Origin of the sequence: Nocardia sp. NBC_01009, assembly GCF_045208035.1 — a bacterium.
GTDB lineage: Bacteria > Actinomycetota > Actinomycetes > Mycobacteriales > Mycobacteriaceae > Nocardia.
In genome coordinates, this window is sequence record NZ_CP108695.1 from 1,531,443 (window position 1) to 1,548,381 (window position 16,939).

Consider the following 16,939-nt stretch of genomic DNA (forward strand, 5'->3'; position numbering starts at 1 on the left):
TTCGGCATTTCTGGACACTTCGTGCGCTGGGACACAGGGGATCGGAACCCGGTGTGGGGCAAGGATTTCGGAGCGCGCTACTATAGTGGGATCGCCCGAAGCTGTCGAGGGGGCTTGGTGGGCGGCGATTTCGGTGTTAACTTTGATCCCATGTCTACTAGCCGCCCGACCGCACTGCGGGTCACTTACGTGACCGCCGCATTGGGTCTGCGGCTGCCGCTGACGCGGGAACTGTGTCGTTCCTGCCGCTGCAGCTGAGCGATTCTTCGCATTCGCGCGCTGCCTCGTCGCCACACATGTAGGCACGTCCCGTAGTTACGGGACTTCGGCAAGGAATCTTCATATGTCCCTCACTCTCGAGCGACCCCTCTCCCGGGTTGCGAACGGTCGTGTTCGTGTTCAGCGTCCCGTTGTCGCACCGGAACTCCGCATCGCCGACAATCCGGCGGCAGCCGTGCTGCGCGCCGCGACCGGTGGTCCGGTTTCCCGCGACAATGCTGCGCGCACAACGGGTTTGAGCATCGCGACGGTCAACCGTCAGGTGTCCGCGCTGCTCACCGCGGGCCTGCTGCGGGAACGTCCCGACCTGACCGCCTCGGGTGCGGTGGGGCGTCCGCGGGTGCCTTTCGAGATCGACCACGAGGCGTACCTGACCCTCGGCATTCACATCGGCGCCGCGGCCACCAAGATCATCGCGGCCGATGTGCGCGGGCGGATCCTCGGTGGACTCGCCATCGCCACCCCGCAGACCGGTCAGGACTTCGCGACCACGACCGTCGCCCGCAGCGCCAAGGCTTTCCTGCAGCGCTGGCACCGGCGCAAGGCGCTGTGGGCCGGTGTCGCGATCGGCGGTCGGGTCGACCCGCTCACCGGCGTTGTCGACCACCCCAAGCTGGAATGGAAGGGCGCACAGATCGGCTCGGTGCTCGGCGAGGTGCTCGAGCTGCCGGTTTCGGTTGCGCCGCATGTGGAGGCCATGGCGGCTTCCGAGCTGCTGCTTCCGACTCCCGACCAGCGTGACGCGCGCGGCGCCGGAACCGAACGCGGCAGCAGCCTGTACTTCTACGTCCGCGAAACTGCCGGTGTCGCAGTCACATTGGATGGCCGTGTGCACACGCCGAGCAACGGGCCCGGCTCGATCGCGCACCTGCCGACCGGCTCCGATGTCGTGTGCCCCTGCGGCCGGCGTGGCTGCCTCGAGGTGACGGTCGGTGACCGGTCGCTGCACGCGAGGGCCGTCGGACGCGGGATCATTCCGGCCTACAACGGCACCGCGGGTTCCACCATCGCCGATCTGTACCGGGCCGCCGAGGCGGGTTCCGAGCCGGCCCAGGAACTGCTCGCGGAGCGGGCGACCACGCTCGGCCAGACCGTGGCGCTGGTGCGGGACATGCTCAACCCGGACCGGGTGATCCTGGGCGGGCAGGCCTTCACCGGCTACCGCCCGGCCGTGACACACGTGGCGCGCGCCTTCCAACAGTCCTCGACCCTGCCGCCCACCGACATCCGAATCAGCGGATTCGGCGGCAAGGTCCAGGAATTCGCGGCTGTGGTCACCTCGCTCAGCGCGCTCTACGCGGACCCGCTGTCCGCGATGCGCCGCGCCGCGACTGTGGACTGATCGCTGCGACGACCGATCGCTAGGAGCTGACGGCCGGGCCATGAGCCCGGCCGTCGGTGTGCTCCGCCGGCTTGCCCTGACCTACCTGTTGCCGCCCGAAGTGCTGAAGAGTCCTTCGAGCGCGGTGATGAAGAATGGGAAGTGGCCTGCGAAGCGCTGGAGGTTGTGGTCGCGTTCGAAGCTGCCGAACCAGTAGAGGCCGGGTTGGGAGTCCGCGGCGGGGTTCAGGTCGCGGAAGGCGCGGATCCAGTTGTCGGCGCGGCCGCTGATCACGGTGAAGGGGAGTGCCCTGGAGAACACGAGTTCCTGGTCGGCGGGCGGAATCTGTTCGCGCACAGTCGCATCGAGGCCGCGCTGGAGTGCGCGGACCTGTCCGGCGAGCGCGCGGCCCGGTGTGGTGCGGGCAGGCAGGTAGCGGGGCAGCAGCAAGGTCGTGATGCCGGCGAGCAGGATGGCTACGCCGACCAGGGCGTGGCCGGAGGTGGCGGCGAGTGCGATGGTCGTCGCGATGCCCGCGACGATCAGGCCACCGCCGAGCCAGGTCGTCGGACCGAGGCCGGACCGTGCGATGAACGTGCCGCGGGCAATCGCGTCGGCGAGCATGGCGGTGCGGACCGGCTCGGCCTGCACGCGGCCGGGTGCGCGAAGTTCGGTGATGGTGACCGAGTTCGTGCCCTCGGGCAGCAGGGTTTGGTAGACCGTCGTCTCGTAGTCGCGAAGTTGGTCGTCGGGAGCGTTGACCCGGTTGATCCGCCAGTCGGAGTCGCCGATCGGAGTGATCCACAGATAGCGGCGCACCGCGAGATCCACCACGGTGGCAGCGATGTCGGCGGGGTCGGCGTGCTCGTCGAGCACCAGGCCCGCTTCGCCGGGCAGGATGCCGTCGGGGGAGGTGAACTGCACGCGGTCGCCCTCGCGCAGCAGCGGATCGATGGTGTTCGATCCGGTTCCGGCAGCAGCGTTTTCGCGCCGCGCCCGCAGCACGAAGGCGGCAAGTCCGGCCAGCGCGAGCAGTAGCACACCGAAGGCGACGAGAACCGGTGTGGTGACGGCGAACGGGCCGGGTGCGCCGCCGCCGCGGACGTCGGCGTTGGACGGGACCGTGCCGGGCGGCAGCTGCAATGTCAGGTCGATGGTGTCGCCCTTGTGCAGATCGGTCTGCTCCCAGAAGAGCACCCCATCCGCCTCGATGTGCAGGTCGGAGCACTGTCTGAGGTTCCCGGGCGGGCCGAGTTTGCAGTCTACGATGCCCATTTCGTAGGACGGGCTGATCAACGATGCGCTGATCGAGGCGACATCGGCATTGATTATGCCCAGCCAGCGGAAGACCTGGGTGCCCGGCGCATCACTGACGGTGTTGTGGATCGCGTAGGTGAAGGTGGACTCGCCTGGTTTCGCGTCGATGGTGAACTGATCGTTCGCGACCGTCGCGGTGCCGGAGCCCTTGGTGTCGACATCGGTGACCTTGAAGACGCGTTCGACGTCCGCGCCGACCTTGAGTCGCAGCGGCAGCGACATCTTGAACTCGCTATCGGCAGGCACGACCACCTGCTCGACGACCTCGAGCACGCCCTGCGTGCTGAGTTTCAGATCGGCGGTGATGTGCACGCCGTCGGGCTCGGGCTGAGCGTGGGCAAACGGAGCGGCCGCAATCATTCCCGCGGTTGCGAGAATCAGCGCCGCGGCGCTACCAGCGGCGCCCCCCCGAAAAGTCAGCATGGCTGCCTACTCTAGACAAGTTGCTATTCTGCGTCAGCGGCTGTCGGCGATCATGAGATGAGGGGGTACGGGGGAGTGACACAACCACCGTACGGTTATCGACCGGTTCCGCCTGGTGGGCGTCCGGTTCCGCCGCCGCCCGGCTATGGGCCCCCGCCCGGATACGGCCCACCGCCCGGCTATCAACCGCCTCCGGGATATGGCCCGCCGCCCGCATACGGTCCGCCCCCTGGTTATCCGCCGCCCGGATTCCGCCCGCCCATGCCGCCGCCGATGCCCTACGGCCCACCCGGCCGTCCGCCCGGCCCGCCCCGTAAACGTGGCGGTGGTTTGACCGCGCTGCTGTTGGTCATTGTGTTCCTGGTGGCGGGTTCCCTGGTGCGCTACGCGATTTCGACGGGTAGGCACAGCGCCGAGTCGTCGGGACCCGCGCCCAGCTTCACCTTCACTCCGGATCCCAGTGGCGCGGCGGGCAGCGCGGAGACAGGGACCAACCCGCTGCTGACCGATCCGAGCTCGACCCTGATTCCCGCGCGCTGCAACTACTCGCCGTGGGGCACCCAGGTGGACACGGCACGCAAGTTCTTCGAGTCTGCCGCGGGCTGCCTGGAGGCGGCGTGGAAACCGGTGCTGGCCAAGTCGAATCTGCCGTTTCAGCCGCCTGCGCTCAATGTCAGCGCGACGACCTCGGGCATCACCACGCCGTGCACCGGAACCACCAGTAATTTCGCGGCCTTCTACTGCCCGGCGAACAAGACCATCTACATGCCGATCAGCCAGCTGCAGACCGAGCTGTTCAAAGACAACTGGGTGGTTTATCTTTCGGTGTTCGCGCACGAGTACGGCCATCATGTCCAGGCCATGTCGGGAATCCTGCGCAAAGCCAACAGCGAGCGGGTCGACGCGGGTGCGCGCAGCGAAAAGGGTTTGGAGCTATCGCGCCGAGTCGAGTTGCAGGCCAACTGTTTCGACGGCATGTACATGGCGTCCGCGTCCGGCGGCGGCTCGTTGACCGGCAACCAGATCAGCCTCGCCAAGCGGGATGCGCACGGCCGCGGCGATCAGCGCGGCGATATGCGCGATCACGGCACCGCGGAGAACGGCGGCGCTTGGTTCGAGATCGGTGTGGATAAAAACCGTGCGGCACAGTGCAATACGTTCACCGCTCCGGCTGGTGCGGTGAGCTGACAACGGCGTGCGGCGACCCGGGCCCGGCGGCGGCACCCGCTGGTCGCCCGTGGACCGGTGTCGTCACAACACCGGTCCGATGCGGCAGCCGGGTGCCTGCGTTCTCGCGGGTCAGCGGTCCCGGTCTTCGGCGCCGCCGTGCGGATGGCCGAAGTGTCCCTCACCGAACCGGCGCGGCGCATGTCCGTGCACGCCTTCGGCATACGCGGTCTCGGCGTGCAGTGCGAAGTCGATGCCCGCGGTCTCGTCTTCCTTGGTCACCCGGAAGCCGATGACACGGTCGATGCCTTTGCCCAGTGCGAAGGTCACACCGAACGCGTACGCCGCGACCACGAGCACGCCGACGAGCTGCTTGCCGAGCTGGGTCGCACCGCCGCCGTAGAGCAGGCCCTTGACGCCGCCGGTCATCACCTGGTTGGCGAGCAGGCCGATCAGCAGCGTGCCGACGACACCACCGACGAAGTGCACGCCGACCACGTCGAGCGAATCGTCATAGCCCGCCTTGAACTTCCAGCCGACCGCGAACGAACACACCACACCGGCTGTGAGCCCGACTATCAGCGCGCCGAGGGTGTTCACCGAACCACACGACGGGGTGATGGCGACCAAACCTGCCACCACGCCGGAGGCCGCACCGAAGGTGGTCGGCCGCCCGTCCCTGATCTGTTCGACCGCGAGCCAGCCGAGCATGCCGAGGCAGCCCGCGACCAGTGTGTTCAGGAACACCGCTGCCGCGACACCATTGGCGGACAGTGCCGATCCGGCATTGAAGCCGAACCAGCCGAACCACAGCAGACCCGCGCCGAGCAGCACGAAGGGCAGGTTGTGCGGACGCATCTGATCAATCCGGAATCCGATGCGCGGGCCGAGCACGATTGCCAGCGCGAGCGCGGACGCACCGGAAGCGATCTCCACGACAAGCCCACCCGCGTAGTCGAGCGCACCGAAGGAGGCCAGCCAGCCGTCCGGACCCCACACCCAGTGCGCGATCGGCACGTACACCACCAGCGCCCACAACGGCACGAACGCCATCCAGCCGGCGAACTTCGCGCGGTCCGCGATCGCACCGCTGACCAGTGCCGCGGTCAGGATGGCGAAGGTCAGCTGAAAGGTGGCGAACAGCAGCTCGGGAACCGAACCGTGCACGGTGTTCGGGTCGATGCCTGCCATGCCGAAGTGGCCGAGGTTGCCGATCAGGCCGCCGCCCGCGTCCTCGCTGAAGGCCAGGCTGTAGCCGGCGAGCAACCAGACCACGGTCACCAGCGGGATGGCGATGAAGTTCATCATCAGCATGTTGAGTACGCCGGTCGAGCGCACCATCCCGCCGTAGAAAATGGCCAGGGCCGGTGTCATCAGCAGCACAAGTGCAGTGCTGATGAGCAGCCAGGCGGTGGCCGCGGGATCGATGGTTGAAGACACGGGTAACTCCTTTCACGCAGGAATGCGTTGCAAGGAAATTACCGAATGGTCACGATCCGGCCGCGCACCACCAGGTGTTTTAGCCGAGCGCGGCCCGTGGATCAGCGTTTCGGCTTGCGGGCGAGTGCTCGCGCACCGCGACGGCCCGGCACCGGGAGGTCATCGCGCACCGCCATCCATTCGGCGGTGGTGAGCCACAGCTGCTGGGTGCGCGCGTCGGCGGTGTCGTGGAAGACCCGACGGCCGCGATCGTCACGCAGATCGTGGGCGAGGACCGACCAGCGCGGCGGGCGGTCGTGCTCGGTCAGGTGCTCGTCGAGGAAGCGCGCTACCAGGGTGCCGATGGCGTTGACCGGGCGCAGCGACACCCGGTTGCCGTACTTGGCGGCGTGGAAACGTCGTGCGGCGCACAGTGATCCTGGCTCGGCATTCGAGGCGATCCAGCCGGCGCGCTGAGCGCGCTCGATCAGCCAGAGGTGTTTCACCGCGCCGGGTGCGATATCGCCGATTAGTTCCCTGATCAGGGCCATCACCGGCGCGGACTGCAACACGTCGCGCCGGATGGGGCCGGTGCCGTGTTCGGTCCAGTGGTCGTGGGCCAGCTGGGCGAGGACACGGCCGAAATCGTCGATGCTGCGCTGGGCGCGGCGGCCGAGACGTTCGATGCGCTCGGCTTCGCGTCGCATCTCGTTCTGTGCGGTGAGGGTCCGGATGGCAGCCATGGTCGGCACCTGGCCGCGCTCGAGTAGTTCCAGGATCGCTGCGGCGGTCGCCGGATCGGCGGCGGCGGCCACCGGTAGCGAGTCGCGCTTGATCGCGAAATCCTGTGGGCTGATCGCCCGGCTCAGCAGGTCGACGGCCGCGTGGTCGTCGGCGAAGTCGGTGCTCGAAAGCCAGGCGGCGGCGATGTCGTCACAAGACGGCACGGGGAAACGGCCCTCCGGTGGAAGCGTCAGTGTTCGGCGAACTGCCTGCGGATTCCAGGTTGTGCCCCGGTCGGGATGAGGGACCGGCCGGGGCCACCAACCTGATGAAGGTTTGGCTACCGAAGTTGCCGATAACCACGGTAGCCAGCCGATAGCGTCGATGTCACTCGAGTTGATGGTTTCGTTATCTCCAGAAACGGGCGGAAAACCGGGGCGTGAGTTCAACTAATGCTTGCCAAGAGGGGTGGTCAAGCGACAAGGTGTCGGATTCGACCCCCGCTCGGCGGGCGATTGCTCTCCTGTTGCCGCCTGCGTCGCTGATCATCCGGGCAGAAATAATCTTCGTGCATCTTGTGATCTATGTCACGTTTCGGGTCATGGGTTGGCGGCTGCCGCGCCGCGCCGGGTGCGGGCGCCTGCGGGAATGTTCTTTGTCGGTGCGCGCCGGTAACCTCTGGCCGTGGCTCTGTACCGGAAGTACCGACCGGCAACATTCGCTGAGGTGGTGGGCCAGGAGCACGTCACCGACCCACTGAGCATCGCCCTCGACACCGGCCGGATCAGTCATGCCTACCTATTCTCCGGCCCGCGTGGCTGTGGCAAGACCTCCTCGGCACGCATTCTCGCGCGCTCGCTGAACTGTGTGCAGGGCCCGACCTCGACGCCGTGTGGTGTGTGCCCCTCCTGCGTAGCGCTCGGCCCCGGCGGCCCTGGGAACCTCGACGTGATCGAGTTGGACGCCGCGAGCCACGGCGGTGTCGACGACACTCGTGAACTGCGTGACCGTGCCTTCTATGCGCCCGCCGAGTCCCGGTACCGGGTATTCATCGTCGATGAGGCGCACATGGTCACCACCGCGGGTTTCAACGCGCTGCTGAAGATCGTCGAGGAGCCGCCCGCGCACCTGATCTTCATCTTCGCCACCACCGAGCCGGACAAAGTGCTGCCGACCATCCGCTCCCGGACCCATCACTACCCGTTCCGGCTGCTGCCGCCCGCGACTATGCGTGGACTGCTCGGAAAGATCTGTGAGCAGGAGAACGTCCCGGTCGACGAGGCGGTGTATCCGCTGGTGATCCGCGCGGGCGGCGGCTCGCCGCGCGACAGCCTGAGTGTGCTCGACCAGCTGCTTGCCGGCGCGGGCCCCGAAGGCGTCACCTATCCGAGGGCGGTCTCGCTGCTCGGCGTCACCGATGTCGCGCTGATCGATGACGCCATCGATGCCTTGACCGCCGGTGACGGTGCGGCCCTGTTCGGCACCGTCGACCGGGTCATGGAGGCCGGCCACGATCCCCGCCGCTTCGCCGTCGACCTGCTGGAACGCCTGCGTGACCTGATCCTGCTCCGCGCCGTCCCCGACGCCGCCGATCGCGGCCTCGTCTCCGGACCGGGCGATGTGCTCGAGCGCATGCGCGACCAGGCGCAGCGTCTCGGCCCTGCCACCCTGGCTCGCCATGCCGAACTGCTGCACGAAGGTCTCGGCGAGATGCGTGGTGCGACCGCGCCCCGGCTGTTGCTCGAAATCGTCTGTGCCCGAATGCTGTTGCCCTCGGTATCGGATGCCGAATCGGCGACCCTGCAGCGCATCGAGCAGCTCGAGCGCGGCATTGCCGGTGGCGTGGTCCCGCAGGCGACGGGTGCAGGCGTCGCCTCGCCGAGCCCCGCGCCCGCCTCGGCACCGGTCGCGCCTGCGCATGGTTCGGCCGCGGAGCCACCGCGTCGCCGCGGGGCGGAACTGCTGGCGGCGGCACGACGGGAGACTCGTGCCGCAAGCGAAGGCTCCGGAGTCGCCGAACCGAATGCCGCCGCGGGCCGGAATGCGCCCCCGCAAGCTCCCGCTGCCACGCAGTCGGCTCCGCCGGCTCAGCAAGCTCCGGTCCCTGACTCGACTTCTGTCGTTGAACCTGCTTCCGGCACTGGGCAAATCCCGGGCGCTGGACATACCCCGGGCCCGGGACAAGCCCCGAGCACTGAGCAGGTTGCGGACGCTGGGCGCGTCGCGAACGCTGCGTCGGCTCCGATCGCTCAGGCGACCCCCGTTGCCGCGGCTGCTCCGGTTGCCGAGCACGCCCCGGCAGTTGAGCCGCCGCCGGGCGGCCAGACCTCAGTCGCTGGGCAAACCTCTGCAGCTGGGAACGCGTCAGCTGGTGGGCAGGTCTCCGGCGCTGGGCGAATCCCAGCCGCTGGAGATGCGTCGGTTCCTGGGCAGGCCGCAACCGCTGGGCCGACCTCGGTCGCCGCCCACGCTCCGGACGTTGCCCCGGCCCCGGCCCCGGCCGCAGAGTCTACGGAATCTGCAGCAGTGCAACAGGTTTCGATGCCAGCAGCAACGGGCCGGGAGGAAGTCGATCGGGAATCTGCTGCGTCAGCGCAGGCTCCGGTGGCCGCTCCGGTCCAGCAGGACGCCGATCTGTTGCGGGCGGTCGAGGCGGCTTGGGTGGACATTCGCGCGAAGGTGCGGGAGTTCGGGCCCACCGTGCAGGCATTGCTGTCCGGGGCGTCGGTGTCGCGGCTGGAGGGGAACGTGATCGTGTTCGCCCATCAGCACGCGCCGTTGGCGCAGCGCCTGTCCGATCCGCGGAATCTCGCGGCGGTCCGATCTGCGGTGCAGGCCGTGCTCGGCCGTGATCACGAGGTGCGGTGGGAGGCCGGCGCACCCGCGCCGCGACCGGCGGCCACCGCGGCCGCGGCAGGTCGCGGGCGGGGTGCGGGCGCCCGCGAAACCGGGAATGCGTCGGCACGTGAACCCGGCGCCGCGACGGGCCGCGGTTCGGATGCCGCCGCGCCGCCGCGATTCTCGCGGCCGAGCCAGGCTCGTGGCGCGGCCGCGGATGCCGCGGGGAGCGGGAGTGGGCAGCGGCCGAGCGATGGTCCCGACGTACGGTCGCGTGCGGCCGAGGACGACATTCCGCCGCCGGACTTCCCCGATCTACCGGATGACCCGGGGCCGGTGGACTATGCGCCGGTGGATGGGGTGCCGCCACCTGCGACTCCGGAGGAAGAGCGGGAGATGCTGGCCGAGTCGGCGAAGCCGGTGGCCCCCGGCGAGCGGCGCGACCCCGACGAGATCGCTCTCGAATTGCTCAAGAGTGAGCTGGGTGCCACACGGCTGGATGGTTGACAAGCCCCGCCTCGACGACGTTAAGTTAACCGGAGTTCGCACACCACGGTAGTATGAACGGGTGGCCGTGAGCTCCGGTATGGCGAAGTTCTATGGTATGCCCAGGCGTCTGGGCGTCCGGAATGTTCGTCCGCCGCTGCTTGCCGAGTTTTATACAGCGTCAGGACGGTCGGTCGAAGGATCGGTCGACGAGGTTACCCGCGGCCGCGCCGGATAGGCGGCGCCACCGCAGAGAGCGCTTGGACGGACGGAAGTTCGGCCTTCGCACCCCAAGGAAGGAAACACTCCGATATGACCACAGAGGCCTACATCTACGAGGCCATCCGCACTCCACGTGGCCGCGGCAAGAAGACGGGTTCGCTGCACTCGGTGAAGCCGATCGACCTGACTGTTGGTCTGATCCAGGAGCTGCGTAACCGCTTCCCCAACCTCGAAGAGGACCGGATCTCCGACCTCATCCTCGGTGTTGTCAGCCCGGTCGGCGACCAGGGTATGGACATCGCGCGCACCGCCGTGACCGTGGCGGGCCTGCCCGACACCGTCGGCGGCTTCCAGCTCAACCGCTTCTGCGCCTCCGGCCTCGAGGCCGTGAACCTGGCTGCACAGAAGGTCCGCTCCGGCTTCGACGACCTGGTCATCGCCGGTGGCGTCGAGTCCATGTCCCGTGTGGACATGGGCTCCGACGGTGGCGCCTGGGCACTGGACCCGGCCACCAACTACGACACCTACTTCGTTCCGCAGGGTGTTTCCGCCGACCTGATCGCGACCATCGAGGGCTTCAGCCGCGATGATGTCGACGCCTACGCGGTGCGCTCGCAGGAGCTGGCCGCCGCGGCCACCACCGGCGGTTACTTCGCCAAGTCGGTCGTCCCGGTCAGGGACCAGAACGGCATCATCGTGCTGGACAAGGACGAGCACATGCGTCCCGGCACCACCGCAGAGGACCTGGCCAAGCTGAACCCGTCCTTCGCCGTCGTCGGCGAGATGGGTGGCTTCGACGCCGTCGCGCTGCAGAAGTTCCACTTCGTGGAGAAGATCAACCACGTGCACCACGGCGGCAACAGCTCGGGCATCGTCGACGGCGCCGCGCTGGTGCTGGTCGGCACCGAAGAGGCGGGCAAGGCCTCCGGCCTGACCCCGCGTGCGCGCGTCGTCGCCACCGCCACCAGCGGCGCCGACTCCACCATCATGCTGACCGGTCCCACCCCGGCCGCCAAGAAGGCGCTGGCCAAGGCGGGCCTGACCCTCGACGACATCGACCTGGTCGAGATCAACGAGGCGTTCGCCTCCGTGGTGTTGAAGTTCCAGAAGGACCTGAACATCCCGGACGAGAAGCTGAACGTCAACGGCGGCGCCATCGCGATGGGCCACCCGCTCGGCGCCACCGGCGCGATGATCACCGGCACCATGGTCGACGAGCTCGAGCGCCGCAACGGCCGCTACGCGCTGATCACCCTGTGCATCGGTGGCGGCATGGGCGTCGCCACCATCATCGAGCGCGTCTAAACCCCAACCGAGACTTCAGATTCCACAGCGGCGTTCGCGTCAGGCCCGCGGACGCCGCTAATCCACAAGGAGACACAGAACTGTGAGCGAGACCAACATGATCGGTTGGGAGCAGGATTCGGACGGCATCGTCGTATTGACGATGGACGACCCGAACCAGGGCGCCAACACGATGAACGAGCTGTACAAGAACTCGATGACCGCGACCGTCGAGCGCCTCGAAGCCGAGAAGGACAACATCACCGGTGTGGTGCTGACCTCGGCGAAGAAGACCTTCTTCGCGGGCGGCGACCTGAAGAACATGATGAAGGTCGGCCCGGAAGACGGCCAGGCCCTCATGGACGAGCTCGCCAACATCAAGGGCGCGCTGCGTCGCCTGGAGACCCTCGGCAAGCCGGTCGTCTCCGCGATCAACGGTGCCGCGCTCGGCGGTGGCCTGGAGATCACCCTCGCGACCCACTACCGCATCGCGGCCGACGTGCCCGGCGTGCAGCTCGGCCTCCCCGAGGTCAGCCTCGGCCTGCTGCCGGCCGGTGGCGGTGTCATCCGTACCGTGCGCATGCTCGGCCTCCAGGGCGCGCTGATGCAGGTGCTGTTGCAGGGCAACAAGTACCGCCCGGCGAAGGCCAAGGAAATCGGCCTGATCAACGAGGTCGTCGGCTCGATCGAGGAGCTGGTGCCCGCCGCGAAGGCGTGGATCAAGGCCAACCCCGAGGGCGGCGTGCAGCCCTGGGACAAGAAGGGCTTCAAGATCCCCGGTGGCACTCCGTCCACCCCGGCGTTCGCGGCGAACCTGCCCGCGTTCCCGGCCAACCTGCGCAAGCAGCTCAAGGGCACCAATATGCCTGCGCCGCGGGCGATCCTGTCCGCCGCGGTCGAGGGCGCGCAGGTCGACATCGACAACGCGTCGCTCATCGAGTCGCGCTACTTCGTGCACCTGCTGACCGGCCCGGTCGCGAAGAACATGATTCAGGCGTTCTTCTTCGACCTGCAGTCGATCAACAACGGTGGCTCGCGACCCAAGGATGTTCCGAAGAAGGAGATCCGCAAGGTCGGCGTGCTCGGCGCGGGCATGATGGGCGCGGGCATCGCGTACGTCTCCGCCAAGGCGGGCTACGAGGTTGTGCTGAAGGACGTCACCATCGAGGCGGCCGAGCGCGGCAAGAACTACTCCGAGAAGATCGAGGCCAAGGCCCTCTCGCGTGGCAAGACCACCGAGGAGAAGTCGAAGGCGCTGCTGGACCGGATCAAGCCGTCCGCGGATGCGGCCGACTTCGCCGGTGTCGACTTCGTCATCGAGGCTGTCTTCGAGAACACCGAGCTCAAGCACAAGGTGTTCCAGGAGATCGAGGACATCGTCGACGCGGACGCGCTGCTCGGCTCGAACACCTCCACCCTGCCGATCACCGGTCTCGCGACCGGCGTGAAGCGCCAGGAGGACTTCATCGGCATCCACTTCTTCTCGCCGGTCGACAAGATGCCGCTGGTGGAGATCATCAAGGGTGAGAAGACCTCCGACGAGGCACTGGCTCGGGTGTTCGACTACACCCTCGCCATCAAGAAGACTCCGATCGTCGTCAACGACAGCCGTGGCTTCTTCACCTCGCGCGTCATCGGCACCTTCGTCAACGAGGCGATCGCCATGCTGACCGAGGGCATCGAGCCTGCGACCATCGAGCAGGCAGGTCTGCAGGCGGGCTACCCGGCCGCGCCGCTGCAGCTGTCGGATGAGCTGAACCTCAAGCTCATGCAGAAGATCGCCAAGGAGACCCTCGAGGCGGCCTCGCACGGCGACGCCACCCTGGGCAAGAAGCGTCACCCGGCCCAGGATGTCATCGACTACCTGGTCGAGCAGGGTCGCCCGGGCCGCCTGGAGAAGGCCGGCTTCTACGACTACGACGAAGACGGCAAGCGCATCGGCATCTTCCAGGGCCTGCGCGATCACTTCAAGACGACCGCCGATTTCACGGTGCCGCTGCAGGATCTGATCGACCGCATGCTCTTCATCGAGGCGATCGAGACCCAGAAGTGCTTCGACGAGGGTGTGCTGATCACCACCGCCGACGCCAATATCGGCTCGATCTTCGGCATCGGTTTCCCGGCCTGGACCGGTGGCGTGCACCAGTTCATCGTCGGCTACCCGGGCGGCCAGGAAGCCTTCGTGGCCCGCGCCGACTACCTCGCCAAGACCTACGGCGAGCGCTTCGAGGTCCCGGCCTCGCTGCGTAAGTAGGCTGCGGCTTCGCAATAACGGCACAAGCCCGTCATCGCTGCGTGCGGTGGCGGGCTTCGTCGTCTCCGGCAGTGATTTCGGGCGCTGTTCACCTGCGCGGCCGATCGCGTCGATACCGTGGCCGTCGTGGCCAGACGTAGACAAACCCTGTTCGCGGCGACCCTTTCGGTCGCGTGTGTCATTGCACCTGTCGCGAATGCGGCACCCCCGCGGGGTGTACCCGAGCCGGTTGTGTTCGACGCTGCCGCATCCGTGCGACTGCTCGGTGCGCAGGTCGTGCCGCACAACCTGGACTTCGACGGCACCACTGTCGGTGGCCTGTCCGGTATCGACTTCCAGCCTCGGACCGGTGAATACGTCCTGATCAGTGACGATCGTTCGGAGCAGAATCCGGCGCGGTTCTATACCGCGCGTTTCGGTGTGGACGAGACCGGTGTCGGCCCGGTGACCTTCACCGGGACGCATCCGCTGCGCACCCCGGACGGCGCCGTGTATGCGCCGAAGTCGTTGGACCCCGAGGAAATTCGGGTCGACCCGTGGACCGGTGACTACTTCTGGAGCCAGGAGGGTGAGCGGACCGAGACGGTCCGTGCCGATCCTTCGGTGCAGATCGCGCGATCCGACGGCAGCTTCGCGGGTCGGCTGCCCATTCCCAACAACGAGCGAATGCAACCTGCGGCGGGTCCGCGCCAGAACCTTGCGCTGGAAGGTGCGACCTTCGCCGCAGGTGGCGCGCTGTTCGTGACGTCGGTGGAAGGGCCGCTGCTGCAGGATGGTCCGGTCGCGACCACCGCGTCCGGCGCGCTGTCGCGGATCACGGTGCAGGCGCGCTTCGGCCCGCTGCTCGCGCAGTACGCGTACCCGCAGGAGCCGGTGTTCGCGGAGTCTCGGCCGGAATCCGGGCTCGGCATCAGCGGCGTTGCTTCGATGCTGGCCGCCGACCCGCTCGATCCGACGAAATTCCTGGTGCTGGAACGGTCTTTCGTGTTCGGCGTCGGCAATAAGATCAGGATCTACGAGGCCGACGTCAGCGCCGCGACCAATATTCTCGATGCACCGCTCGGCAACGCGCGTCCGGTCGCGAAGCGCCTGCTCGTCGACCTCGCCGACGTCGGTCTGCCGGACGTCGACAATGTGGAAGGCATGACCTGGGGTCCGTGCCTGCCTTCGGGTGCACGGACCCTGGTCCTGGTCAGCGACAACAACTTTGCCGACCAGCAGCGCACCCAACTCATCGCCTTGGCCGTCCGCTGAACGCCGGCCCGTCGAACGCAGCGCCCGCCGCGCCGGCGGGCTTTCGTTATGAGGTGCGCAGTTCCTCCGCGGCCTCGCGGTACGCGTCGGCGGCCCGGGTGAAGTAGTCGAACAGCACTTCGCGCTGCTCGGGTGAATACCCTCCGATGATCTCGCCGATCCGGCGGCGGGCCGGGGCGAGGATCTCGTCGAGATCCGCAGGCTTGTCGACCAATTCGACGATGACTTTGCGACGGTCGCCCGGCACCGGGACGCGGCGCACGTAGCCGGCTTCTTCTAGCCGGTCGATCAGTCGGGTGGTCGGTCCGGTGGTCAGGCCGCTGCGGGCGCCGAGTTCGCCGGGGCTCATCGGACCGGTGAGCTCGAGGATGTTGAGCGCGTACAGATCGGTCGCACCCAGGTCCACGGCTCGGGCGCCGGCCTGTCCATGCAGCATGACCGCGCTCAGGTAGCGGCGGTAGACCTCGCTCGCGTCCTGGCGCATCGATGGTGTTGACACGGATACCTCTCTCTTCTAATATCTTCTTCAACGAAGAAACTTCTTCAGAGAAGAAAGATCTTCTAAGAAGAAATCTATCACGGAGGGCCATCATGAGCAGCGACGACACCATCTTCGATACCGCGGACCGCAGCGCACAGAGCCGGGAAATCCAAGGCGTGATCGCGGAACTGATCGACGCCTGGGGCCGCGGCGACGCCGATGCCTACGGCGCGGTCTTCACCGAAGACGCGACCTACACGAGCTTCCTCGGCACCTACTACCGCGGTCGCGGCGACATCGTCACCTCGCACCGCGCCCTGTTCGCCGGGGTGCTGAAGGGCACCCGGCTCGCCGACGACGTGCTGGACATCCGCTTCTACGGACCCGATACCGCGGTCGTCACCAGCCGAGGCGACACCTACAAGGGCAAGCCGAAGCGGGCCGACCAGTTGTCCAAGACGCAGACCTACACACTGGTCCGCCGGGACGGCCGCTGGTCGATCGCCGCCTTCCAGAACACCAAGCGCAAGAAGCTGCTCGAGCGCATCACCTACCTGTCCACTCCGGCCGCCCGCCCTGCCGCCGCCCGCTGAGTCCTGTTTCCGCCCAAAACTTTTCACTCGAAGGAGCCGTCATGAATACCGACACCACGACCACCGAGACCGCAGCAACCGCGCCCCGCCCGCGCCGCCGCATCCTGTCCCGCGTACTCGCCGCCTCCGCCATCACCCTCGGCGTCGCCGCCAGCGGCGGCTACCTCTGGCTGGACAAGACCTCCGACGTGCACAACCTCGGCAGTACCGCATGCACCACCGTCACGCCGTCCGGGGCCGCCGCTGCACCGCAGTCGGTACAGGAGATCTGCGCCCTGCTCGACGAGCTCACCGGCGCCTGGGGCCGCGGCGACGCCGACGCCTACGGTGCGGTGTTCACCGAGGATGCCACCTACACCAGCTATGTAGGCACCTACTACCAGGGCCGCGCCGATATCGCCGGGGGACACCGTGCCCTGTTCGACGGATTCGTGAAAGGCACGAAGCTGGCCGACTCGATCCTCGGCATCCGCTTCTACGGACCCGATACCGCCGTGGTGACCAGTCGTGGCGACACCTACAAGGGCGACCCGAAAAGCCCCGAAGACTTGTCCAAGACCCAGACCTACACCATGGTTCGGCAGGATGGTCGCTGGCTGATCGCCGCTTTCCATAACACTCAGCGTAAGAACGTCATGGAACGAATCTCGTTTCTGTACGACCCGGATACCAGGCCCGCCGCCGAGCGCTGAGATGACCGGTTTCCGGAGCCGGCGCGGTCGAAACCACGCTGTTAGGAAAGCCATCCACTCGGTGTCATTCCGCGCTACGTTGGAGGTGCGTAGACATATCGGACATCGCGAGAACTCTTCGCGGTGTCCGACGTCCGCGTGACGCATGATCGCCGGTGACGCCGATTCGATGTGAATTCGAGGTGG

General features: G+C 67.4%; 12 protein-coding genes. 8 read left to right on the top strand and 4 right to left on the bottom strand.

From position 1 onward, the window contains the following. Positions 1 to 343 precede the first annotated feature (343 nt). Complete coding sequence (locus OHA42_RS06635; RefSeq protein ID WP_406235425.1) at positions 344 to 1,621, top strand: ROK family protein; 1,278 nt, start codon at positions 344 to 346, stop codon at positions 1,619 to 1,621. Between the two features lie 81 nt (positions 1,622 to 1,702). Here OHA42_RS06635 and OHA42_RS06640 read toward each other — a convergent pair whose 3' ends face one another. After that, the gene (locus OHA42_RS06640; protein ID WP_406235427.1) at positions 1,703 to 3,340 is read right to left on the bottom strand and encodes a DUF2207 family protein; all 1,638 of its coding nucleotides are present in this window, start codon (positions 3,338 to 3,340) and stop codon (positions 1,703 to 1,705) included. 261 nt (positions 3,341 to 3,601) lie between these two features. Between OHA42_RS06640 and OHA42_RS06645 the strand changes: the two genes are divergently transcribed. Beyond that, positions 3,602 to 4,528, top strand: coding sequence for a neutral zinc metallopeptidase (locus OHA42_RS06645; protein WP_406235429.1), 927 nt, complete (start codon positions 3,602 to 3,604; stop codon positions 4,526 to 4,528). Positions 4,529 to 4,639: 111 nt separating this feature from the next. On the opposite strand, the gene OHA42_RS06650 is transcribed toward OHA42_RS06645, so the two are convergent. Together OHA42_RS06650 and OHA42_RS06655 are read right to left on the bottom strand one after the other, a co-directional pair. Beyond that, a complete protein-coding gene (locus tag OHA42_RS06650; protein WP_406239139.1) occupies positions 4,640 to 5,881 on the bottom strand; it encodes an ammonium transporter in 1,242 nt (413 codons plus the stop codon). A gap of 167 nt (positions 5,882 to 6,048) precedes the next feature. Then, entirely contained in the window at positions 6,049 to 6,873 is an 825-nt protein-coding gene (locus OHA42_RS06655; protein ID WP_406235431.1) for a hypothetical protein, read from the bottom strand. 460 nt (positions 6,874 to 7,333) lie between these two features. Here OHA42_RS06655 and OHA42_RS06660 point away from each other — a divergent pair, with 460 nt between their 5' ends. From OHA42_RS06660 to OHA42_RS06675, 4 genes are all read left to right on the top strand, one after another. Then, positions 7,334 to 9,994 (top strand): DNA polymerase III subunit gamma and tau, encoded by a 2,661-nt coding sequence (locus OHA42_RS06660; RefSeq protein ID WP_406235433.1) that lies wholly within the window; start codon positions 7,334 to 7,336, stop codon positions 9,992 to 9,994. Positions 9,995 to 10,285: 291 nt separating this feature from the next. Then, positions 10,286 to 11,500: an acetyl-CoA C-acetyltransferase gene (locus tag OHA42_RS06665; protein ID WP_406235435.1), complete on the top strand. Its 1,215-nt coding sequence runs from the start codon at positions 10,286 to 10,288 to the stop codon at positions 11,498 to 11,500. A gap of 82 nt (positions 11,501 to 11,582) precedes the next feature. Next, entirely contained in the window at positions 11,583 to 13,733 is a 2,151-nt protein-coding gene (locus tag OHA42_RS06670) for a 3-hydroxyacyl-CoA dehydrogenase NAD-binding domain-containing protein (protein ID WP_406235437.1), read from the top strand. Between the two features lie 126 nt (positions 13,734 to 13,859). Further along, complete coding sequence (locus tag OHA42_RS06675; protein WP_406235439.1) at positions 13,860 to 14,987, top strand: esterase-like activity of phytase family protein; 1,128 nt, start codon at positions 13,860 to 13,862, stop codon at positions 14,985 to 14,987. A 46-nt stretch (positions 14,988 to 15,033) separates the two neighbouring features. Here the strand turns inward: OHA42_RS06675 and OHA42_RS06680 are convergent, their stop codons facing one another. Next, the gene (locus tag OHA42_RS06680) at positions 15,034 to 15,486 is read right to left on the bottom strand and encodes a MarR family winged helix-turn-helix transcriptional regulator (protein ID WP_406235441.1); all 453 of its coding nucleotides are present in this window, start codon (positions 15,484 to 15,486) and stop codon (positions 15,034 to 15,036) included. A 92-nt stretch (positions 15,487 to 15,578) separates the two neighbouring features. Here OHA42_RS06680 and OHA42_RS06685 point away from each other — a divergent pair, with 92 nt between their 5' ends. Together OHA42_RS06685 and OHA42_RS06690 are read left to right on the top strand one after the other, a co-directional pair. After that, positions 15,579 to 16,061 carry an SgcJ/EcaC family oxidoreductase gene (locus OHA42_RS06685; RefSeq protein WP_406235443.1) on the top strand — a complete coding sequence of 161 codons (483 nt, stop codon included), beginning with the start codon at positions 15,579 to 15,581 and terminating at the stop codon, positions 16,059 to 16,061. A 41-nt stretch (positions 16,062 to 16,102) separates the two neighbouring features. Further along, positions 16,103 to 16,753, top strand: coding sequence for an SgcJ/EcaC family oxidoreductase (locus OHA42_RS06690; protein ID WP_406235445.1), 651 nt, complete (start codon positions 16,103 to 16,105; stop codon positions 16,751 to 16,753). The last annotated feature ends 186 nt before the right edge of the window (positions 16,754 to 16,939 follow it).